This window comes from Roseburia intestinalis L1-82, from assembly GCF_900537995.1.
Taxonomy (GTDB): Bacteria; Bacillota; Clostridia; order Lachnospirales; family Lachnospiraceae; genus Roseburia; species Roseburia intestinalis.
On sequence record NZ_LR027880.1, the window covers coordinates 804,984 to 826,913 of the forward strand.

16 protein-coding genes are annotated in these 21,930 nt (G+C 37.9%); 13 read left to right on the top strand and 3 right to left on the bottom strand.

Going from position 1 to position 21,930, the window contains the following annotated elements:
* Window positions 1-142 precede the first annotated feature (142 nt).
* From RIL182_RS03950 to RIL182_RS21585, 4 genes are all read left to right on the top strand, one after another.
* A complete protein-coding gene (locus RIL182_RS03950) occupies window positions 143-4,534 on the top strand; it encodes an N-acetylmuramoyl-L-alanine amidase (protein ID WP_006856672.1) in 4,392 nt (1,463 codons plus the stop codon).
* A gap of 22 nt (window positions 4,535-4,556) precedes the next feature.
* Window positions 4,557-5,378, top strand: a complete 822-nt coding sequence (locus tag RIL182_RS03955) for a glycosyltransferase (RefSeq protein ID WP_006856671.1) — start codon at window positions 4,557-4,559, stop codon at window positions 5,376-5,378.
* A gap of 168 nt (window positions 5,379-5,546) precedes the next feature.
* A complete protein-coding gene (locus tag RIL182_RS21580) occupies window positions 5,547-6,071 on the top strand; it encodes a ubiquitin-activating E1 family protein (protein ID WP_006856744.1) in 525 nt (174 codons plus the stop codon).
* On the top strand, window positions 6,059-6,328 hold the full coding sequence (locus RIL182_RS21585; protein ID WP_006856670.1) for a hypothetical protein: 270 nt from the start codon (window positions 6,059-6,061) through the stop codon (window positions 6,326-6,328). Before RIL182_RS21580 ends, RIL182_RS21585 begins: the two co-directional genes overlap by 13 nt.
* Before the next feature lie 368 nt (window positions 6,329-6,696).
* Here RIL182_RS21585 and RIL182_RS03970 read toward each other — a convergent pair whose 3' ends face one another.
* Both RIL182_RS03970 and RIL182_RS03975 read right to left on the bottom strand, forming a co-directional pair.
* Window positions 6,697-7,134 carry a transposase gene (locus RIL182_RS03970; protein WP_243091534.1) on the bottom strand — a complete coding sequence of 146 codons (438 nt, stop codon included), beginning with the start codon at window positions 7,132-7,134 and terminating at the stop codon, window positions 6,697-6,699.
* Between the two features lie 38 nt (window positions 7,135-7,172).
* Window positions 7,173-7,649 carry a hypothetical protein gene (locus tag RIL182_RS03975; protein WP_044998862.1) on the bottom strand — a complete coding sequence of 159 codons (477 nt, stop codon included), beginning with the start codon at window positions 7,647-7,649 and terminating at the stop codon, window positions 7,173-7,175.
* A 250-nt stretch (window positions 7,650-7,899) separates the two neighbouring features.
* On the opposite strand from RIL182_RS03975, the gene RIL182_RS03980 reads away from it, so the two are divergent.
* The 8 genes from RIL182_RS03980 to RIL182_RS04015 all read left to right on the top strand — a co-directional run bounded on the left by RIL182_RS03980 (window position 7,900) and on the right by RIL182_RS04015 (window position 16,784).
* The gene (locus RIL182_RS03980) at window positions 7,900-9,654 is read left to right on the top strand and encodes a CDP-glycerol glycerophosphotransferase family protein (protein ID WP_006856668.1); all 1,755 of its coding nucleotides are present in this window, start codon (window positions 7,900-7,902) and stop codon (window positions 9,652-9,654) included.
* 290 nt (window positions 9,655-9,944) lie between these two features.
* Window positions 9,945-10,733: a LicD family protein gene (locus RIL182_RS03985; protein ID WP_006856667.1), complete on the top strand. Its 789-nt coding sequence runs from the start codon at window positions 9,945-9,947 to the stop codon at window positions 10,731-10,733.
* A gap of 21 nt (window positions 10,734-10,754) precedes the next feature.
* A complete protein-coding gene (locus RIL182_RS03990; RefSeq protein ID WP_006856666.1) occupies window positions 10,755-12,032 on the top strand; it encodes a CDP-glycerol--poly(glycerophosphate) glycerophosphotransferase in 1,278 nt (425 codons plus the stop codon).
* Window positions 12,029-12,814, top strand: a complete 786-nt coding sequence (locus RIL182_RS03995; protein WP_006856665.1) for an ABC transporter permease — start codon at window positions 12,029-12,031, stop codon at window positions 12,812-12,814. The genes RIL182_RS03990 and RIL182_RS03995 overlap by 4 nt, the downstream gene beginning before the upstream one ends.
* 8 nt (window positions 12,815-12,822) lie before the next feature.
* Window positions 12,823-13,674, top strand: coding sequence for an ABC transporter ATP-binding protein (locus RIL182_RS04000; protein ID WP_006856664.1), 852 nt, complete (start codon window positions 12,823-12,825; stop codon window positions 13,672-13,674).
* Window positions 13,671-14,432: an IspD/TarI family cytidylyltransferase gene (locus tag RIL182_RS04005; protein ID WP_006856663.1), complete on the top strand. Its 762-nt coding sequence runs from the start codon at window positions 13,671-13,673 to the stop codon at window positions 14,430-14,432. Before RIL182_RS04000 ends, RIL182_RS04005 begins: the two co-directional genes overlap by 4 nt.
* Before the next feature lie 19 nt (window positions 14,433-14,451).
* Entirely contained in the window at window positions 14,452-15,534 is a 1,083-nt protein-coding gene (locus RIL182_RS04010; RefSeq protein ID WP_243128727.1) for an NAD-dependent epimerase/dehydratase family protein, read from the top strand.
* Between the two features lie 20 nt (window positions 15,535-15,554).
* Complete coding sequence (locus RIL182_RS04015) at window positions 15,555-16,784, top strand: polysaccharide pyruvyl transferase family protein (RefSeq protein ID WP_006856661.1); 1,230 nt, start codon at window positions 15,555-15,557, stop codon at window positions 16,782-16,784.
* Between the two features lie 83 nt (window positions 16,785-16,867).
* Here RIL182_RS04015 and RIL182_RS04020 read toward each other — a convergent pair whose 3' ends face one another.
* Complete coding sequence (locus RIL182_RS04020; protein WP_243128728.1) at window positions 16,868-19,933, bottom strand: right-handed parallel beta-helix repeat-containing protein; 3,066 nt, start codon at window positions 19,931-19,933, stop codon at window positions 16,868-16,870.
* 204 nt (window positions 19,934-20,137) lie between these two features.
* Between RIL182_RS04020 and RIL182_RS04025 the strand changes: the two genes are divergently transcribed.
* Entirely contained in the window at window positions 20,138-21,880 is a 1,743-nt protein-coding gene (locus RIL182_RS04025; protein WP_006856660.1) for an IS1634 family transposase, read from the top strand.
* The last annotated feature ends 50 nt before the right edge of the window (window positions 21,881-21,930 follow it).

Consider the following 21,930-nt stretch of genomic DNA (forward strand, 5'->3'; position numbering starts at 1 on the left):
GAAAGTCGCGCAATAAATACAAGTCAGCTAAAATGCAGTGGAAAGTTTACCGTTTTATAGGAAAGAACCGGCTAAATGCATTGCGTTATATGGTACATTACACATTAAATAGTGTCAAAAAATATACAAGAGGGTAAGGAAAATGAAAAAAAGGATTTTAGCAGTAATCATGGCAGTCTGCGTGAGTATGACAGCACTGCCTGCAGATGTACGTGCAGCAGAAGACAGTGCAGTTCAGACAGAAAGCACGCAGAAAACATCACCGTCAGAGAAATCAGCCCAGACAGAAAACACTGGGAATGCAGCAGAAGAGCTGACTGGAACGGAGATGGCAGAGACAGAAGAAGCAGCTGAAACGGAAGAAACAGCAGAGACAGAAGAAACGACCGAGACGGTAACAATCGAAACAGAGACGATTGAGACAGAAGAGCCGGCAGAGACAGAAACTTCGGAAACAGAGAAACCGGCAGAGACAGAAACAATCGAAACAGAAACTACGGAAACAGAGAGCACCGAGACGGAGACAGCTGAAACGGAGACAGAGGAGTCAACCGAAACGGAAACAACTGAAACAGAGACAGAAGAGCCGACCGAAACGGAGACTGCGGAGACAGAGACTGCGGAGACAGAGACTGTCCAGGCAGCAGAACTTAACTACATGATGGTAGAGTCACCGTACGTTGAGACACCGGGAACGCAGAATGTGGTCTTAAGTCTTGGAACAGGCGATGAGCAGCTTTCGGATATCGTCTTAAATTATAAGAATCTGACCACCGGAAAAGCATATCAGACAAAAGCTGCAGGAATAGAAGAGGATATGATCCGGTTTACCATGGATTTTTCAGAAAATGGACAGGCAGGAGAGTATCAGATCACTTCCGTGCAGTTTACACAGGAGAAAACAAAACAGGAAATCCTGCTATCAGACCTTGGCATGGATGTAAGATTTGGTGTCAATGAACAGGCAGAGACGAACCCGGATCAGGTACTTTATGATGAAGATGCCTATGCGGATGTGGATGCTGATGTTGTTACTATGAGCGCAGATGGAGAAGTTATTTCCGAAAACACTGTGGAAAATGTGCTGGAGCAGGGAATCTCAGAGGCTGTCGCCAGTGTTGCAGATAACTTAAAAGGTGCGAACAGTAATGTGAAAGTCGTACTCGATCCGGGACATGATGGCACCCATGCAGGAGCATCCGGTTTTGGAGTACAGGAAGCGGATCTGACACTTAAGATCGCCACATACTGTAAAGAAGAATTATCTACCTATAATGGTATTACTGTTTATATGACAAGAGAGAGTGCAAGCTGTCCGGCAGGCGGCGGAGATAATATTGCATGTCTGGATGCCCGTGCAAACCTTGCAAAGAATGTGGGAGCAAATGTGTTAGTAAGTTTCCATTTAAATACTGCAAACGGAACAGCGAGAGGTGTGGAAGTTTATTATCCGAACAGCAACTATAATGCACAGGTAGGAGGCAATGGACAGGCACTTGCAAAGAAAATATGCGATAAATTGGCAGCACTTGGATTGAATTATCGTGGAACTTTGATTAGAAATGCATCTTATGATAAATATCCGGATGGTTCTGCAGCAGATTATTACGGTCTGATCCGTCGTTGTAAAAATAATGGCATTCCTGGTCTGATCATCGAGCATGCCTTTTTGGACAATGCAAATGATTATTATACATATTTAAGTTCTGATGAAAAATTAAAGGCACTCGGTGTTGCGGATGCAACTGCAATCGCTGAGTATTTCGGACTGACAAAAGGAGCAAAGACCGTAACGCTCAATTACACGCAGTCGAGAGAGGATGGTAGTCTTAGATTAAAATGGACAGGTCTCGATAATGTCGATTATTATGAAATTTATCGTAATACTGTGAATGATACAAACTATCCTAAGATTGACGAAGTATCGGATGCTACATCTTATATTGATGATACCGTAAAGGCAGGGACAAAATATTACTATCTGGTCCGTCCGGTATTTAACGATGGAACTGCAGGAGAGTATTCTAAACCCATCTCAGGTGTGGCATTAGGAAAAACAAACCTCACAAAGATCAAGGCAAAGAGTGGAAAGAAGATTACCCTGACCTGGAAAAAGGTTTCTAAAGCAGAGGGATATCTGATCTATCGTCAGGACAGCAGTGACAGTAAATTTTATCAGATTGGCACGGTAAAATCCGGCAGTACACTCACTTACACAGATACTGTAAAATCCAATAACAAAACATATACCTACAAAGTACAGGCTTACAATACAAACAATGGCAGACAGGGTGTCGGTGCATATTCTTCCACAAAATCTGCAAAGACACTTGCAAAAGCAAAAATTACAGGAATCACATCCTCGGATGAGGAAGTATTAAAAATTTCCTGGAATAAGGTAAGCGGTGCAAAGGGATATATCATTTCCCGCAGCACAAAGAAAGATAGTGGTTATAGTGAAATAGATACAGTATCAGGAGAAAAGACAACATCCTACACAGATGATACTGTAAAAGCAGGAAAGACCTATTACTATAAGGTCGAAGCATATAATGTCAACAGCGGTACAAAAGGATACGGCGGTGCATCAGACGCGGTGGCAGGAAAAACTGCAAAGCGCACAAAAATCACATCAATCGTTTCCACAAATGAAAAGACCTTGACGATCAAGTGGAATAAGATCACAGGAGCTTATGGTTATCGTATCAAACGAAGTACCGATGAAGATGGTACTTACAAAGTTGTTAAGACGATTAAATCCGGAAACACGACCAGCTACAAAGACACCAGTGTAAAAGCAGGAAAGACCTATTATTACACGGTTGAAACGATGGTAAAGACAGGAGACAATATCTGTTATAGCGGTGATTCAGCGTCCATGGAAGGAAGAACAGCGAAAAAAGCGAAGATCAAGTATGCTGTTTCAAATGGAAGTAATCAGATTGAAGTAAACTGGGGAGCAGTGAGCGGTGCCTACGGCTACCGTATCAAACGCAGTACGTCAAAGAATGGTACTTATAATGTGATTGCGACCGTAAATGGAAAGAATAAAACAACCTATCAGGATAAAAATGTAAAAACTGCAAAGACCTATTATTATAAGGTAGAGACGATCAACAAGGTAAATGGTAAAAAAGGATACAGCGGTGATTCCGCAGTTGTGTCAGCAAAGACATTAAAAACTACATCCATTACAGCAGTCAAGGCAACCGGAAGTACTTCCGTAAGACTGGAATGGAAAGCCGTGGATGGGGCAAACGGATATCAGATTTACCGGAGTACGTCAAAAGACAGTGGTTATAAAAAGGTCGGACAGGTCAAAGGTAAAAATACGAAAAAATATGAGGATAAAACCTTAGAAGCCGGAAAAACTTACTATTATCAGGTTCGTGCATATAAGAGCAACAGTGCTAAAAACGGTGTGGCATCTTTCTCAAAAGTACAGAAGGCATGGACGATCAAACAGGTGGTATTCTCCCAGATCACAAGTGACAGCAAAAATCAGGTCACACTTGGCTGGAAGAAAGTTTCAAAAGCACAGGGGTATGATATTTACCGGAGCAGCAAGTCAAACAGTGGATTTGAAAAGATCGCTTCAATTTCATCTGGATCTACACTGACTTACACGGATAAGGGCGTAAAGAGCGGAAATACTTATTATTACAAAATCGCTGCAACCTACAAGATCAAGGGAAGTGCAGGCAGAGGAAGTTACAGTAATGTAGCACAGGTTCCTGTTCTGAAACAGGGAGGTATTTCTTCTATTACATTGGGAGACAACAATGTATTAAATATTTCCTGGAACAGTGTGGATAATGCAAGCGGTTATGAACTTGCCGGTGCAATCAGTGAAAAAGGAAGCTATACCACGTTACAGACTTCCGGTGCAACTTCCTTTACACACAGTAATCTGACACAGGGAACAACCTATTACTATAAAGTAAGAGCATATAAGGACTTAAGCAGCGGAATCCGTATGTATGGTCCATGGTCAGCGGTGAAATCAAAAGCAGCAGCTCATGAGATCATGGGTACAAGCAGTGTGACGGTAGATCAGATGGTATCTTATTATAATAAACGATATACATTCCCGGCAGATACTTACCGTGACAAGGGAGCAGATTCCGCGGAAGCGTTCTTTAAGATTTTAAAAGAAGAGGCAGATGCAGAGGGTGTAAGAGCGGATGTATTGTTTGCACAGGTGATGTTAGAGACCGGTGGACTCACATTCGGTGGTGATGTGCAGGCGAGCCAGTGCAACTTTGGCGGACTCGGTGCAGTCGGTGGCGGTGCTGCGGGGGAAACCTACGCAGACGTAAGAACCGGACTCCGTGCACAGGTACAGCACTTGAAAGCGTATGCAAGTACCGAGGGATTAAACAATGCATGTGTGGATAAGCGTTTCCAGTATGTATCGCGTGGAACAGCCAGATACGTGGAGTGGCTTGCGATTCCGCAGAATCCATATGGAAAAGGCTGGGCAGCAGATGCGGATTATGGTACGAAGCTGCTTCGGATCATGGATAGTTTATAAACGAAAAAGTATGGTGATATAAATGATAGAACAGAATTATTCCGTTTTAATGTCTGTATATAGAAAAGAAAAAGCTGAGTATTTGCAAAAAAGCATTGACAGCATGCTCTCCCAGACAGTACCACCGCAGGATTTCGTGATTGTATGTGATGGATTGCTGGGGGATGAATTAAATCAGGTACTCCAAAAAAAAAAGCAGGAGTATCCGGAATGTTTTCAGATAGTTCAACTGCCTGAAAACCGAGGACTGGGAGAAGCACTCAAAGAAGGACTGGTTTATTGTAAAAATGAACTGGTTGCACGAATGGACAGCGATGATATCAGTGTTCCAGAGCGTTGTGAATGGCAGTTAAAAGCTTTTGCCCAAAATAATGTATCGATTATCAGTGGAGCTGTGCAGGAATTTATGGATGATACAGCACAGGCAGGTACTGTCAGATATGTTCCGGAATCATCAGAAAAGATAGCGGTATATGCAAAAAAAAGGAATCCTTTTAATCATCCGGCAGTTATGTTTAAAAAAAGTGATGTCATAAAAGCTGGAAGTTATATGGATTTTCATGGATTTGAGGATTATTATCTATGGCTCCGTATGCTCTCAGGCGGGATGAAGGGATATAATTTATCTGAAGTGCTAGTGTACATGAGAGTCGGTAATGGCATGTATGCGAGGCGCGGAGGAGTTTCATACTTGAAAGATATGGCAGAGTTTCGGAAAATCATGTTAAATAGCGGATACATTAATTTACTGGAATTTCTGACATCTGTCATAACCCGTGGAATTGTAATCCTGATGCCTGCGAATCTGAGAAAAACAGTATATTCGGTCTTTCTCAGAAAGTAATCCTTGGCTTAAAGACAGAGATTTTGCTTTTAAAAATATAATCCCTGGTTTTGCCTGTGAATTTCAGGAAAAACAGGGGATATCCATTTTCAATATAAAATCCCACAAAAAATCAAGTGTTTAACGGACAAAAGAAAAAGAAAATCTATTCCATTGTTCAACATTGTCATGCCGGTACTGCTTTTTCTGATGCCGCAGTATGAGAGCTTCCATACCATTTTTTCAGACCCTGAAAGCATGTCAAAAAGACTGAAAAACTGTATCAGTGGAAGGATTCCAAAAGTTGATGCAGTCCGCGACCTTCTCTCCAGAATAAACCCGGATGAAATACGCAGCATACATGAAGAAATGATTGATATCATAAAACGTAACCGGATATTCCGGAATGGAACGATAAGCGGATATGTTGTGGCAGGTTTTGATGGTGCGGAATTATTCAGCAGTACAAAAAAATCCTGTCCGAACTGTCTGACTCGGAAAAAACTCACAGGGGAAACCGAATACTTTCACCGGAGTGTGGTGTGCATGACCATAGGAAAATCACCACACGTAATTCTGGGGCAGGAAATGTTAAAACCAAGGGACCTTTCAGGCTTTGAGATGGAAGGGTGTCCATATAAACTGCGTGTGGTGCGGTATCGTGAGCAGTGGGAAGAAAAAGGGGGAAAGCCGAACGTTTTATGTGGCTTGTAATGACACTGGAAACGGCAGATTACCGGGTGTTATGGGAAATGATGAACCGCAGGTGGGACATTGAGGAGAATGGTTTCCATCAATTGAAAACGTATTATCACGCAAAGCACTGTTACTGTCATGATGCGGTTGAAACAATATCTAACCTGATAATCATAGGCTTTAATGTAAGAGAGTTATATTTGTACCGGAGAAGCCGGAGCTTTGTAGGAAGCGGAATAAGCCGAAAGAGTATAAACCGGATTTTTTTGCGATGAGCTGCTAACAGAAAAAGTGAAACAGATTTTATATGGAAAAGGCGGATAGAGAAAATCAGCCGAAAAAAACCTAGGGAAAAAATAGGGGGGATTTTGCGCGTATTGACCAAGAATGAAGGGCAGCCGCAGATGGAATGCTGATAACTGGATTATTTATAAAAATGCATGGATAAAAAAGTTAAAAGCGAAATCTCTGGCTTAAAGTAGGATCTTGAGTTTCCATAAAATGTAATCAAAAAGTGGTTACACCTTCCCAAAGCACTAATCTTCCACTTTTTTGAAGAGCTAGGAATGGAAGTTCTGTGAGTAGAAGTACTTTAATAAGCCCCACCGAAATCGGGCTTTTGGAGATATATTCTTGTATCTATCTAAGCGGTCAGCTTAAGGCAGAGTTGACGATATGCCGGACGTTTTGTCCGGAACCATAGCCTGACGCCTTCTTTTGCATACGATAGTATGCCAGAGATACCTTTAGCTAACCGGTAATAGCAGAAATATACTTTTTTCTTTACAGGGTCTGCTTTTTGTATAATTGAAACCTTAAGGGCATTTGTTTCTGACTTCATAGATATATGTGCAAGAAAAGCCATGCATAAGGTGATATAAAAATTTAACGTATTGATGGCAGACAGCTTTCGTACTCGAAAGTTTTCAAACTGAAACATCTGTTTTTTGCAGCGGAAATATTCCTCTATTTTCCATCTCGAAAAGTACTGCTTTGCAACAGCGATTACATCTTCTTTTGATTTAATATCTTTATTGGTTGCAAGCATCATTGGATGTTCGGTTAAACCATAGACGAGCACCAGGTCAATATCTTTTTTAGAAGCGGTTATCTGAACTTTTACATGAGACAGATATGCTTCACGGGATGATTGTTGCCGGTAAGAACACAGGCTTCTGTTACGTGATAGCCTTTTTCATAAACTGTTTTGGAAGCAGTACTTTTAGAGCCATCTCTGACAAGTCCGAGAGCTTCAAATTTGTAACCATCAGGATTTACAACATCGCTGTCATCAATGTGTATGACAGGTTCTTGCGGAGCCCATTTACGGATGGCAGTAAGATAAGATTTAAGCGCGGTGGAGGAAATGCCATTGTTTAAATGTCTGGTCAGCCGTTCAACAGAATTGACCTTTTTGGAATCTTCGTGAAGCTGATCCACAACATCGGTTAAAAGACAGCTTCTGGAGGCAAGCATACCATAAGTCATCTCGGCAGAAAACTTTTTGTCCGGCTTGGACAGGTGTTTTGAAATTTTATTTGAAAAAGTTAAAATTTCCCGTTTCAAAGTATAAGTATTTGTTGTAGAATTAAGCATAAGGAGTCCTCCTGTTTTTTTGTTTAGTATTATTTTGATTTGACACATTAATTTTACTACAAAACAGAAAAGGATTCCTTATATTTTGGGCATTTTTTGAAAGTTGTTTATTGGAATCTAACAAAATCAAGTGGTTGTGGATAAAACTGCGGAAAATCAAGAGAGTAGAATAAATTGACGTGAAATAGCTGGTATGATATAATTGTGCAGTCTTTTGGAATACATGGAATAGATAAAAAGGAGTTAGAAAATGAATTGGAGAATCAATGAGAGTGGTGTATCAGCGACAATTGAAAATATTGAATGGGAAAGAATACACTTGATTCTTACAGTAAGGCTGCATATTGACGGGCAGAAAACGTATGATATAGATAAGATGGAATTTTATGCGGTAAATAATTTGGGGGGATGTGGAGTTAAGTTCGATGTACGCAGGAAAGAAGATATCATCAAACTTCATGTTAATGTAACAAATAGTGGTGAACTACGTTGTATTCCGAGGGGAACATATCGTATTTTTGTATGTGAAAAAGATTGTGTTCTGGCAGAGTGTGAAACCAGTCCTGATATTGCAGATCAATTAGAAGCAATGTCCAGAAACTTTTTGTACGGTGAAAGGGGAAAATCTTACAATGTTACATTTTATATAGAAGATGGAACGGATACACTGCCATTCCGTATGCATTGTATCGCATTAGGGGCAGTAGGGGTTACATTTCCACAGAATCCAAGCTTCCTCAAAAAAATAAATTTGATAAAAGCATTGAAAGACTGCTATTTATCTAGCAGATCTGTTTTAAGAAGAGTATATAAATGGTATTCATTTTTGTATAAAAGCAGACGAAAAAATACAGTCCTTTTTATGACAGAACAGGATCAGAAAATTGCATCAAATTTAAAAGCAGTTTCAGACAGAATGGTTGACAGACAGCTGGATCAGCAATATCGGTTATTGTATTCTGCACGTCCTGCAGCGGCAGAGCCGCAAAGTAAAAAAAGCTGGATTGGTCTTATGAAATTACTGGCACAGAGCGGCACTATTTTTATTGACGATCATGCACCGGTACTGGATTGGCTAAAACTGGATGATGATACAACGCTGATTCAATTATGGCATGCAGGAGCAGGGTTTAAATCATCAGGCTACAGTCGCTGGGGACATGAAGGATGTCCTTCACCGCAGTCCTGCCACAGACAATATAAGTACGGAATTGCTGGCTCAAAAAATATCGCACCGTTTTTTTCGGAAGTATGGGGAATTAATGATGAGCAAGTATTGCCAACAGGAATGCCCCGTATGGATGAGTATTTGGATGAGCAGCATAGGAATGAAAAAATAAAAGAATTGTATGAGCAGTTTCCAATGTGCAGAGGTAAAAAAGTCATACTTTTTGCACCTACCTACCGTGGAAGAAATAAAAAAACAGCATATTATCCGTATGAATTGATCGATTTTGAAAAGTTATATCAGATCTGTGGAGATGAATATGTAGTTTTATTTAAAATGCATCCATGGGTAAATAAAGATATTGTGATTGGAAAAAAATATGCGGATAAATTCTTGGATGTAAAAAAATACCCGAATATTAATGATCTGTTCTATATTGTTGATTTATTAATTACAGATTATTCGTCGAATATTTTTGAATATTCACTCATGAGAAAACCGATGCTGTTTTTTGCATTCGACAAGATTCAGTATTCTTTTTCCAGAGGATTTCATAGAGATTATGAAGAATCTGCACCGGGTAAGGTATGTTATTCATTTGAGGAGGTGCTTTCTGCAATTACAGATAAGGACTTTGAATATGAAAAAGTTGAACAATATATCACACATCATTTTGATTATATAGACAGCGGTGCATCGGATCGTGTGATAGATTGGATTTTACTTGGAAAGATGCCTGAGAATATCAGTAATGCGATTAAGAAAAAACAGGAAGAAATACAGCGTATGCATGAGCTTGATTTTGCTACAGGTATGTTGGTACAACAGGATGACTAAGCTACTGTTCACACACTGTGTGAGCAGTAGCAATTACAGCCCCATGCATCTTCGATGCATGGGGCTGTAATCTGGCATAATATAGTCTTTGGCGCACAGTTTGACAGCAAGTGTCAAACTTGCGAGTGAACAGTAACATGACTAATACAGATACAAAAGGTATAGACAGACGCAAAATTGACGGAAAAATTGGTGTATGCTATAATTCATGGTAAGAGAATATGCGCAAAGCGTGCATTCTATTATCTATGGTAATAAGGTTGCATTAGTCGTAATGGAGAGTGAATGCAATGGAAAATGGATTAAAAGAATTGCAGCAACGTTTAGTTGAAATGCTGTCGTCTTTTCAGAAATTTACACAACAGAATGGAATGATTTTTTTTCTGGTAGGCGGAAGTGCGTTAGGTGCAGTCAGACATCAGGGATTTATACCATGGGACGACGACGTGGATATTGCAATGATGCGGGAAGATTTCGAAAAAATGGAATACCTGATGAGTCTGCAGCATGACCGGCTGGGTGAATTTATATATTCACCGGTCGAGAAGCATATGATACCGGATGCGCCAATTGGTTATTTATATGATACCTTGCATGCAGATGCCGGATATGAAAATACGGCAAAAATAGACATACATCCGATTGATGGTGTTCCAAAATCGGGAGTATTAAAGAAGGTTCAGAAGTGGACATCACTTATTTATTATTTGTCAGAATATCGTCTTCCAGTTAAAAATAAAGGAAAAGCAATCCGGAATATTTCAAAGGTAATTCTTAAAATAACCCCCGGTTTTATATTCCGGTTTTATATGAGAGTGTGTAAAAAGATCATGACATCATGGAGAACTTCGGATAGTGAGTATATCTGTAGCTTATTTGGGGTTGCCGGGTATGAGAGGGAAGTGATGCCGAAAAGTTATCTGCTTCCATTAAAAGAGGCTGATTTTGAGAATAAAGTTTTTATGATACCGGGAAATTATGATCCGTATTTGAAAAGGCTGTATGGAGATTATAAGAAAATGCCTCCTGAGATGGAGCAGCATCCCAGACATAAGATACATGAGCTATATAAAAAATAACCGGGTGGTGTAAAGAAAATCGTGCAGGCAATCAAAAAAAAGTTAAAACGAATAATAAAGTTATTTATAACATATAAAATCGAAAATGATACCAGAGTATATCAGTTAAAGTACACACCGTTTACTGTTAAAAAATCATTAATAAAAAAAACATTTCAACAATATGGTAATACTTCCATAAACACAAAAAAGATTATATTTGATAATTATATGGGACATGGATACGGATGCAATTGTAAGTATGTGACGGAAGAATTAATACGTCGCGGAACGGATTTTGATTTAGTTTGGATTGTGAAAGATGCAAATGCACATAAAGGGGAATTTCCCCCCAAGGTGAGGCTGGTTGAATATGGATCTAAAGAAGCTATGTTTGAATATTATACAGCGGCTGTATGGGTATGTAATTATCATTTGATTCATTATTGGAATCAGGGACTGGTAAAAAGATTTGGACAGTATTATATTCAGATGTGGCATGGATCATTTGGAATAAAAAAGATCGAAAAAAACTGTGATTGTTTAACCAATAGTCAAAGTTGGACATATCTTGCCAAAAAAAATTCGCAGAATACCGATTTTTGGATTTCGAATAGTTTTTTCGAAGATGAAGTATATCAGAATGCTTTTTGGTCGGTAAAAAATATTTTGAAATTAGGTCATCCCAGAAATGATATCTTTTTTAAGGATGGACAGGATCTTGTGGAGAAAAAAGTGCGCAAGAGTTTATCAATTGATGGAAAAGATAAAATTTTGCTATATGTGCCGACTTTCCGAGAAAAGCTTGATTTTCCTAATTATAAACTGGATATTGAAAAATTAAAAAAAGCTTTGGAAAAGAAAACAGACCAATCCTGGAAAATTGTTGTAAGACTGCATCCAAGGATGCAGAATTCGTTGGAAAAGGTTTGTATAGATGAAAAAAAACAGATTGTGAAAGCAGATGCTTATCCTGATATTCAGGAGTTATTAGCAGCAGCACAAGTGGTGATCACAGATTACTCCAGTTGTATTTTTGATTTTTTATTAACAGTAAGACCTGGCTTTTTATTTGTGCCTGATTTAGAACATTATGATCAGGAACGAGGGTTTTATTATAAATTGGAAGAAACTCCTTTTCCAATCGCACATACAAATGAAGAACTTATTCATAATATAGAAAATTTTAATCAGGAAAAATATAGCATGCAGGTGGAAGATTTCTTAAAGAAAAAAGGATCGGTGGAAGATGGAGAAGCATCTGTACGTGTATGCAACTTAATAGAAAGTATAGTGTCAGAAAAGGAAATTAGAGGATGAGTATTAATAAGAAACATGTGAAGACATTTTGGAATCGTCGATTTCTGTTATATGAGCTGGTAAAAAAGGGAATTAAATTAAAATATCGTCGTTCGTATCTTGGTATTTTATGGTCTATGTTAGAACCGATATTAACCACAATTGTATTAACAATTGTATTTGGAACGTTGTTTGGAAATAATGATAAGGAATTTCCATTATATATCTTATGTGGAAGGCTGGTATATTCTTTTTTTGCAACGGGAACTAAAACAGCATCCAAATCTATCAGGTTAAATGCAGCGATGATAAAAAAGGTATACATTCCGAAATATTTATATCCGCTATCCTGTGTATTATATAATTATGTGATTTTTGCTATTTCGTTAATTGTAATGGTTCCGTTGGCGGTATATTGTAATGTAACTGTGACATGGCATATCATTGAGGCAATTATCCCACTGTTACTTCTTTTTATTTTAACATTTGGAGTTGGAATGATATTGACAACGATCAATGTATTCTTTCGGGATATGGAATATATATGGGAAGTGCTTTTAATGCTTATTATGTATTCAAGTGCAATTTTTTATTATCCGGAACGTTTAATGAACAGCGGGTATGCGTGGATTTTAAAATGGAATCCGTTGTATTGTATGATCCAGAGTTTTCGTAATGCAATGTTTGGGGAAGCTATGGACATGGGGTTGACGGCATATGCAGCAGTATGTTCTATTGTAGTGTTGATTTTAGGCGTGATTTGTTTTTATAAAAAACAGGATGATTTTATTTTGCAGATATAGAGGTTAAGATGGCAAAGGAATTATTACGTGTAGAACACATAGGAATGAAATTTAATCTAAGTAAAGAACGAGTGAATGATTTTCGTGAATATGTAATAAGAATGCTCAAAGGTAAAAAGTTAGAGAAGGATGAGTTTTGGGCACTTAAAGATATTAATTTTAGTATTCATGAAGGAGAACGAATAGGAATTCTTGGACTAAATGGAGCAGGAAAAAGTACGTTACTCAAAGTGGTTGCAGGAGTATTTAAACCCACAGAGGGCAGAGTAATAAGAAATGGAAAAATAGTACCATTATTAGAGCTTGGAGCAGGATTTGATAAGAACTATACAGGCCGGGAAAATATATTTTTATATGGAGCAGTGCTTGGATATGGTCGTCAATACATGGAAGAAAAATATGATCAGATTGTAGAGTTTTCCGGATTAGAGGATTTTATGGATGTACCTATTAAAAACTATTCATCAGGTATGAAATCAAAGTTGGGATTTGCAATCGCAACGATAGCTGAACCGGAAATTTTAATTTTAGATGAAGTACTTTCTGTAGGAGATGGTAAGTTCAGAAAGAAGAGTGAAAAGAAAATCCTTGATATGATGCAGGATGGTACGGCGGTTTTATTTGTGTCACATTCACTTGCACAGGTAAAACGTATCTGCAATAAAGCTATGATCCTTGAAGGGGGAAAAATGATTGCTTTTGGGGATGTAGATGAAGTGGCACAGGTTTATGCAGAAATGACGGGTGAACTGGATGAGTTAACAGTGGGTCAGAAAAATCTTGTGAAAAAAAAGAATAAAAAAAAGAAAACAGAAAAAATCAAACAGGAAGATAAAAGGGAGGTTATGGAAGAATCATGAATATAGCGATTGTTTTTGCTGGTGGAAGCGGAGTCAGAATGGGAGCCGGTGTCCCGAAACAGTTTTTGGAAATAAATGGGAAACCGATTATTGTTCATACACTTCAACTTTTTCAGTGCCATGATATGATTGATAAAATATATATTTCAGTACTTGCTGATTATATCCCTTATATGAAAGAATTGGTAGATGAATACCGTTTGAATAAGGTGGCAGATGTTATTCCAGGTGGAGAGACTGCACAGGATTCGATTTATAATGCGTTAAAAAAAGCAGAAAGTGAAAATGCAGAGGATTCTATCGTACTATTGCATGATGGTGTACGCCCATTTGTATCTTATGAAGTGATCAGTAATAATATTCGCTCTGTACAGGAAAAAGGCAATGCAATTACCTGTACTCCTTGTTTTGAAACAATCATGATCAGTAAGGATGGGAGTCACGTCGACTCTGTTCCATATCGTAAGGAAACGTTTGCAGCGCAGGCACCACAGAGCTTTTACTTAAAAGATATTATTGCTGCACATGATGCAGTTAGAAGTACACCTACAAAATATGAAAATATGGTTGATGCGTGTACGATTATTCGCAGCCAGGGGATTGAAGCACATATGGTGGAAGGAAACAGAGGCAATATTAAAGTTACGACACCGGAAGATGTGTATACGTTTCGTGCATTGTTACAGTACAAAGAGAATGAACAGGCATTTGGACTGGGTATTACAAATCGTATAGGAAATGGAAGAAAGCCTTTATAGAAAAGGTAAGTATAAACATATGGAGAATGGAGAAGTTGAAATGAACGAGTGCATGGAAAATGAAATTATGCAGCAAGATCTGGAGATGCTTGTAGATAGTGATCTGCCAATTACAGCATTAGAGGGTAAGTCGGTACTTGTGACAGGTGCGACAGGATTGATTGGTTCGCAGATGGTATATTTGCTTGCATGTTATAACCGAATGCGTAACCTTCAGATTCATATTATTGCTATGGTGCGTAATGAAGAAAAAGGGAAAAAGATGTTTTCGCATCTGATTGGGCGTGGGGATGTTGAATTGCTTGTTGGTGATATAAATAGACCAGTGGTATATTCGGATTCTGTAGATTACATTATACACGGAGCCAGTGCAACCAGTTCAAAATATTTTGTGTCTAATCCTGTTGAAACAATTTATACGGCATTGGATGGAACGTCAAATATCTTAAAGTTTGCTACAGAAAAAAAGATAAATGGGATGGTGTATCTGTCATCTTTGGAGGTATATGGAACACCGGAGAAAGATGCAGATCTGATTACAGAAAATGATTATGGATATATTGAACCGCTCAGTGTAAGAAGCAGCTATTCCGAAGGAAAACGTATGGTAGAGTGTTTGTGTGCATCTTATGCACACGAATATAGTGTACCGGTTAAGATTGCCAGACTTTCTCAGACCTTTGGACCGGGAGTTGCATACGAAGATGGAAGGGTGTTTGCGGAATTTGCACGCTGTGCATTGGAACAGCGGGATATTGTACTGCATACGCAGGGACATACGGTAAGAAGTTATTGTTACACAAAAGATGCACTTTCTGCATTATTATACATTTTAATTTCCGGTAAAGCAGGGGAAGCATATAATGTTACGAATATGGATACTGCGGTGTCGATTAAGGAAATGGCAGAATTGGTCTGTGAGACAATTGGAAGTGGAAAAATCAAAACTGTGATCGATATTCCTGAGGATTTAGCCTCTTTCGGATATAATCCGGAAATGATAATCCGATTGGATAGTAAAAAATTAATGCAGCTTGGCTGGAAAGCAACAATTGGATTAGAAGAGATGTTTGAGCGTTTGATAAAGGGAATGAAGAAATAATTTGAAAGGAGATCTACAATATGAAATTTGGTGTAGTGATTCACAAACCGACAATGAATTTGGGGGATGATATTCAGACCTATGCAGCAGCTAAATTATTGCCTCATGTTGATTATCAGATAGATAGAGAATATATTAGTGATTTTAAAAGTGAAAATGATGAACCGGTAGCTGTTATCATGAATGCATGGTGGATGTGGAAAAAATGGAACTGGCCGCCTGCAGACTGTATTATCCCCAAATTACTGAGCATGCATATTAATAATTATGGGGTTGCAAGAAAATCATCTCCAATTTATGCCGAATGGGCGCAGGGATGTGGAGGAGAGTTTTTTAAGAAGTATGGTCCGGTGGGATGCAGAGATATGGCATCGCTTGATTTTTTTAAAGAACAGGGTATAGATTGCTATTTTAGCGGGTGTCTTACATTAACAATTCCGAAACAGGAGAAAACGGAAGATGCGGGAACATATGTCTGTTTGGTTGATTTAAACGATAAGATCAGAGCGAAAGCAATGGAATATCTGAAAGATACAGGACTAGAAATTCGGGTTATAAGTCATAATTGTGATTATAGAAAATCGAACGCAACATTTGAAGAGAGAATGGCAAAAGCAGAGGAGATACTTACTTTATATCAAAATGCTAAATTTGTTATTACGCGAAGGCTGCATGTAACATTGCCTTGTCTTGCACTAGAGACCCCCGTTTTGTCAATCGTTGATCTCAAGGATGCGGAAGGAAATGGGACACGCTGGGGATGTTATATGGATACGGTTCGTTGTATTGATAATGAAGATTTCTTATCTGGTAATTTTGAGTATGATTTCAATAATCCGCCAGAAAATAAAAAAGGATATCTTGCTTTACGCGAAAAGCTGATTCAGGATGTACAGGATTTTGTTGCCGAGTATGAGAATTGTGATCTGCCATTAGAACAGGTGCGGAAGACTACCTATACACCGTTGGAGCGTTTAGAGTGGCAGAATAACATGAAAACAGAAGTGTTAGAGAAGTGGTTAAAGAAAAGCAGAAAACTTCTGGATGATAAAAAATTATTTGAAAAAAAATATAAGGATACATTAAAAAACCTGAGAAAGTACAAAAAATATGTAGATGAATTACAAAGTCAGGGAATTATTAGTGAAATTAAGCTTCCTGATGTGGAGGATACACCGAAATCAGAGCAGCAATTGCAGCGAGATGCTTTCAAAAATAAAATTTGGAAGAAAATTAAAAAAATGTTTTGATTATAAAAAGCAGATGGTTTATTTGAAAGATTCAAATGCCATCTGCTTTTGTTATGATAGTGTAGTTGTATTATAAAAATTGGTTATTTGATCTTGATGGATACAATCTTACTATCTAGTCCATAAACTGTAGTTTTTCCTATTGTAGTGTATGGAACAATTTTATAGTAATAAGTAGACTTCCTCTTTAATTTAGAATCTTTATAGGTAATGGTTTTATTCTTTTTTATCGTAGAAATTTTTGTATAGCTGCCATTTTTGGAGGCTGAACGATAAACAACATAGCCGGAAGCTGATGAAAGTTTTTTCCAATTTAATGTAGCTGTTTTTGCTGACTTTGATTTTCCGGAAAGTGATTTTACAGTTAATGTATTAACATAACTGGAATTAACTTTTACATTATTATAAGTATTCTTTTTGAAAGTATTCGGATAAACAGTCCCCTTTACTTTGGAAGAAAGAATAATCGCCCTACTACAGGAAGAGATTGTATTGCTGCTAAGAATAAGTTTACCTGAGTCAGCACGGATACCATCAATTTTTTTTGAATTGCCTGTTATGATATTTTTCTTCAACGTAATTGCGTAGGAGGTAGAGGCAGGGTTGCAATAAATAGGGTAAGCCTTGCATTTTTTTATTGTATTTCCACTGATCGTCATTTTGCACTTTACAGAGTTGATCGCAATTCCTTTATCTTTTCCAGAGGTAATGGTATTGTCGGATATTGTACCTGTTTTGCTTTTGGTAAAGATAAAAATACCTGTATTGGCAGGTTTGCTGATTGAGTTGCCAGAGATAGTTCTTGCAGTACTCTTTTCGGCACAGATGCCATACTTACCAGGTGAGGTAATTTGATTATTCGCAATGGTAGAAACTTTGCTGTTGTTATATACATGTACACCAGTAATAGCAGGTGATTGTATCGTATTGGCTTTTATGGTTTTGGCAGTAGCACAATCGATAAATACACCATGTTTTCCAGAAGCATTAATGGTATTACTGGAAAGTTTATTTACTGTACATTTGTTATGCAAAAATACACTGTTTGTTTTTGCAGAAGAAAGCGTATTTTTACTTATTTCAGTGACTGTGCTTCCGTCAATGTTAATGTTGACATTTCCGGCAGAAATATTGTTGTCTGTGATTAAGTCAACATTAGAATTATTATAAATAAATATTCCGTTGATACCAGGCTTGTTAACCGTATTTGAAGAAATATTCGTAGCACTGGCATTTTCTATCATAATAGCATTGTTAGTTGGTGTAGTTACTGTATTCCCTGAAATGGATTTTGCAGAGGATTTTTCAAATATATGTATGCCGGAAAGGGGCTTATTGATTGTATTATTGTCAATGATTCCATTGGTAGAGGATTCGCGTAACTGTATGCCATAGAAGGTATTTTTAGGCTTTGAAACCTGAGAATAAGTTATTGTATTTCCAGTTATTGTTGAGTTCCTGGCGTCTTGCAGACGGATTCCATGTCCATCCGTATTGATCGTATTATCGGAGATGGTTATGCCGCTGATAAAATAATTACCTGCAGGAATTGTATCTCCAGAGCCGGTAGTGGCAGAACCTAGATTTAAACCACTGACAAAAATAGCGGCATTTTCGTAATCTTCATAAGGGTCATTACCTGAAGCTGCAATTGTATTATTGCTGATAACCATTTTTTGATTGTTCACAGGAGTTTGATATGTAACCGGGGTTGATGATGGAATATGTCCTTCTTTTACTGCTGTGGAAGCAAGAAAAGTACCACTTTCACGAACGGAATATATCATGATACCTTGCGGAGTATCAGTTATGGTATTGCCTGTAATAGTACAGTTGATGTAATTCATTGCCTGTATAGCTAGACTCTTAAGACTGGTAAATGTATTGTTGGAAATTTCTATCGTGTCTACTGGATTGTTTAGTATTGCAGTGTGACTACCAATACCACGTGGAACATTTTTAAAGGAGCAACCGGTAATTTTTACATTCTTTAAAGGAAGATCTTCAGATAGATAACCGGACAAGTGAGATTCTAGTAAAATATCAAGCTGAATGGCTTCATAGGTATAGGGTTTGGCACTTGTCGATAATGCCTGATCGGCAAAATTACAATTTTGAATTGTGATACCGTTATTGCCAGCAATCTCCATAAGGTGAGAATTGGAACAATTTTTCAATGTGGCATTCATCAGAGTAATGTTCTGTGTATGACAGATCTTGATGGCGGTATTGCTATTGCCATTTTCGTTCCAGATACCGCCATCAATGGTAATATTTTGGTAATAATAACCTGAATGTGTATCATTACTGTCGCCCACTTTTATCATGTTGTAATTGCTTCCCTTGTTTTGAGTAAGGGTAACACCTGTCAGGCAAAGATAAGTGTTGCTGTAAATACGAAGTCCTTGTGTGAGAGAATATTTTCCGGGATCTACAAAAACTTTGTATGGTAAGTCTGTTGTTGCATTTTCCTGAGCTTCATCTAGTGCAGATTGTATAGCGGCATATGCACTGGTGGAAGAAATTTCACTTTTGGTTACATTAATAACATAATACCCATTGGAAACAGCTCCTTTGGGAGTATCAAATTGTTCGGAAATTTCAGTATCTTCCGTTAATTCGATAATTTCGAAATTATCATTGTTCTCTGATTCTTCGATAGTTTCTGATGATTCAGTAGTTTCTGATGATTCAGTAGTTTCTGATGATTCAGTAGTTTCTGATGATTCAGTAGTTTCTGATGATTCAGTAGTTTCTGATGATTCAGTAGTTTCTGATGATTCAGTAGTTTCTGATGATTCAGTAGTTTCTGATGATTCAGTAGTTTCTGATGATTCAGTAGTTTCTGATGATTCAGTAGTTTCTGATGATTCAGTAGTTTCTGATGATTCAGTAGTTTCTGATGATTCAGTAGTTTCTAATGATTCAGTAGTTTCTGATGATTCAGTAGTTTCTGATGATTCGGTCATTTCCGACACTTCAGTTGTTTTCAATTCCTCGGATTTTTTGAACATTTCAGATACTGTATCCGCAATAGAATCGATATCTTGAATATTCGGTGATGCATATGATGATGAAGTGGATGACAGTAATAAAGCTGTACCCAGAATACAACTGCATACTGTCTTAAAAAAACATTTCTTTTTCATAAATATACCTCCATAAATAATATTATAGTGCTAGTGTACCACCTGAGGTACTATGTGACAAGATAATCACGGGAGTTTGACAGTTGAATATTAAAAAAGTTATCGCAGGTCGCATAAAACCTGCGTTTTTATGTCAAATTTTTCGTTTTGATATGTACTTGTTTGCAATAGTGTGGTATACTTAAAAGAAAAGGGGTTTGTGTTATGTATATTGCAGTTACAGGTAGTAAAAATAATAAAGATATTTACATTTATCAATCATTCCGAAAAAAAGACGGAAAATCATCCTCTCGTATTTATAAGAAGCTTGGAAAATACAACACCTTGTTGGAACAGTTTGATGGTGATAATGAAAAACTTATGGCTTGGGCGAAAAGCGAAGCTGCCAAAGAAACAGATCTCTACAATGAGCGTACGGGGAAAGTAACGGTTGAATTCTCTCAAGCTGCCTGCATTCCTATGAACGAGACACGTTCTTTTCATGCCGGTTATCTATTTCTTCAACAATTATGTACGGAGCTACGCCTTGATAACATCTGCCGTGTGATTAAAGGGCGCCATAAATTTAAGTATGATCTTCATGCGATTCTGACTGATCTCGTTTACGCAAGTGTTCTCTCTCCTTCAAGCAAGCTCAGCAGTTATAATTTTTGCAAAACGATTCTTGAACCACCAAAGTATGAGATTCAGGATGTTTACAGAGCTTTATCTGTAATCGCGGAAGAGTCGGATTTTATCCAAAGTGAACTATACAAAAATTCAAACTTCATCCATCCAAGAAATCAGAAGATACTTTACTATGACTGTACGAATTATTACTTTGAGATTGAGGAAGAAAGCGGTTTGAAGCACTATGGAAAAGGCAAGGAGAACCGTCCAAATCCGATTGTTGGTATGGGGCTGTTTATGGATGCTGATGGCATTCCACTTGCATTTGATGTTTTTCCAGGTAACCAAAACGAGCAGACAACGCTTAAGCCTCTGGAGAAGAAAATCATAAAAGATTTTAACTGTAGTGAATTTATTTTCTGTTCAGATGCCGGTCTTGGAAGTGCAAATAACCGAGCGTTTAACAGCATCGGGAATCGGGCTTATGTCATCACGCATTCCCTTAAAAAGATGAAGCAGGAAGACCGTGATATTGCCCTGAATCCAACACAGTTCAGAAAAGCTGGTTCGACAGATTTTATAGATATCAGGACTTTGGACGAAACTGATGATGAAGTTTTTAACTCCATTTACTACAAGGAAGTCCCTGTTGTTACCGGAGATTTGGATGAGACGCTGATCGTTACATACTCACCGAAATATAAAGCTTATCAGCAAAGAATACGGTCATGTCAAATCGAGCGTGCAGAGATGATTATTAACTCTCCTTGCAAAAAACGAAAGGGCAAAAATCAAAATGATCCAATGCGTTTTGTGAAAAATACTGCCGTAACAAACGATGGTGAGATTGCAGAAAACAAAGTATATGAGATTGATGAGGAACAGATAGCCAAAGAAGAACTTTACGATGGTTTCTACGCGGTTATGACAAATCTGGAGGGAAATATCGAGGAAATCATAAAGATTAACAAGCAGCGCTTGGAAATTGAAGAAAACTTCAGAATCATGAAAACAGAATTCGAAGCCAGACCTGTTTATGTCAGAAGAGATGACCGGATCAAGGCACATTTCATGACCTGTTACATCAGCCTTCTTCTCTACCGTCTGTTAGAAAAGAAAATAGGAAACAGCTATACAACAGAGCAGATCATAGAGACTCTGCGATCCATGAAAATGACACTGTTAAATACCGCTAATGGCTATGTTCCATCCTACACCCGAACTGAAATAACGAACTCTTTACACAAAACTTTTGGTTTTCGGACAGACTATGAATTTATCAAAAAATCTACGATGCGAAGCATCATCAAGCAAACAAAAGAAATAGATTTACCATAGTGTAAAAAATATAGCACAATAACACATATCACTGCGAAACAAAAAACGGC

Coding starts and splice junctions, on each gene's coding strand:
- RIL182_RS03950 (WP_006856672.1), top strand. CDS start 143: ATGAAAAAAAGGATTTTAGCAGTAATCATGGCAGTCTGCGTGAGTATG.
- RIL182_RS03955 (WP_006856671.1), top strand. CDS start 4,557: ATGATAGAACAGAATTATTCCGTTTTAATGTCTGTATATAGAAAAGAA.
- RIL182_RS21580 (WP_006856744.1), top strand. CDS start 5,547: ATGCCGGTACTGCTTTTTCTGATGCCGCAGTATGAGAGCTTCCATACC.
- RIL182_RS21585 (WP_006856670.1), top strand. CDS start 6,059: ATGTGGCTTGTAATGACACTGGAAACGGCAGATTACCGGGTGTTATGG.
- RIL182_RS03975 (WP_044998862.1), bottom strand. CDS start 7,649: ATGCTTAATTCTACAACAAATACTTATACTTTGAAACGGGAAATTTTA.
- RIL182_RS03980 (WP_006856668.1), top strand. CDS start 7,900: ATGAATTGGAGAATCAATGAGAGTGGTGTATCAGCGACAATTGAAAAT.
- RIL182_RS03985 (WP_006856667.1), top strand. CDS start 9,945: ATGGAAAATGGATTAAAAGAATTGCAGCAACGTTTAGTTGAAATGCTG.
- RIL182_RS03995 (WP_006856665.1), top strand. CDS start 12,029: ATGAGTATTAATAAGAAACATGTGAAGACATTTTGGAATCGTCGATTT.
- RIL182_RS04000 (WP_006856664.1), top strand. CDS start 12,823: ATGGCAAAGGAATTATTACGTGTAGAACACATAGGAATGAAATTTAAT.
- RIL182_RS04005 (WP_006856663.1), top strand. CDS start 13,671: ATGAATATAGCGATTGTTTTTGCTGGTGGAAGCGGAGTCAGAATGGGA.
- RIL182_RS04010 (WP_243128727.1), top strand. CDS start 14,452: ATGGAGAATGGAGAAGTTGAAATGAACGAGTGCATGGAAAATGAAATT.
- RIL182_RS04015 (WP_006856661.1), top strand. CDS start 15,555: ATGAAATTTGGTGTAGTGATTCACAAACCGACAATGAATTTGGGGGAT.
- RIL182_RS04020 (WP_243128728.1), bottom strand. CDS start 19,933: ATGAAAAAGAAATGTTTTTTTAAGACAGTATGCAGTTGTATTCTGGGT.
- RIL182_RS04025 (WP_006856660.1), top strand. CDS start 20,138: ATGTATATTGCAGTTACAGGTAGTAAAAATAATAAAGATATTTACATT.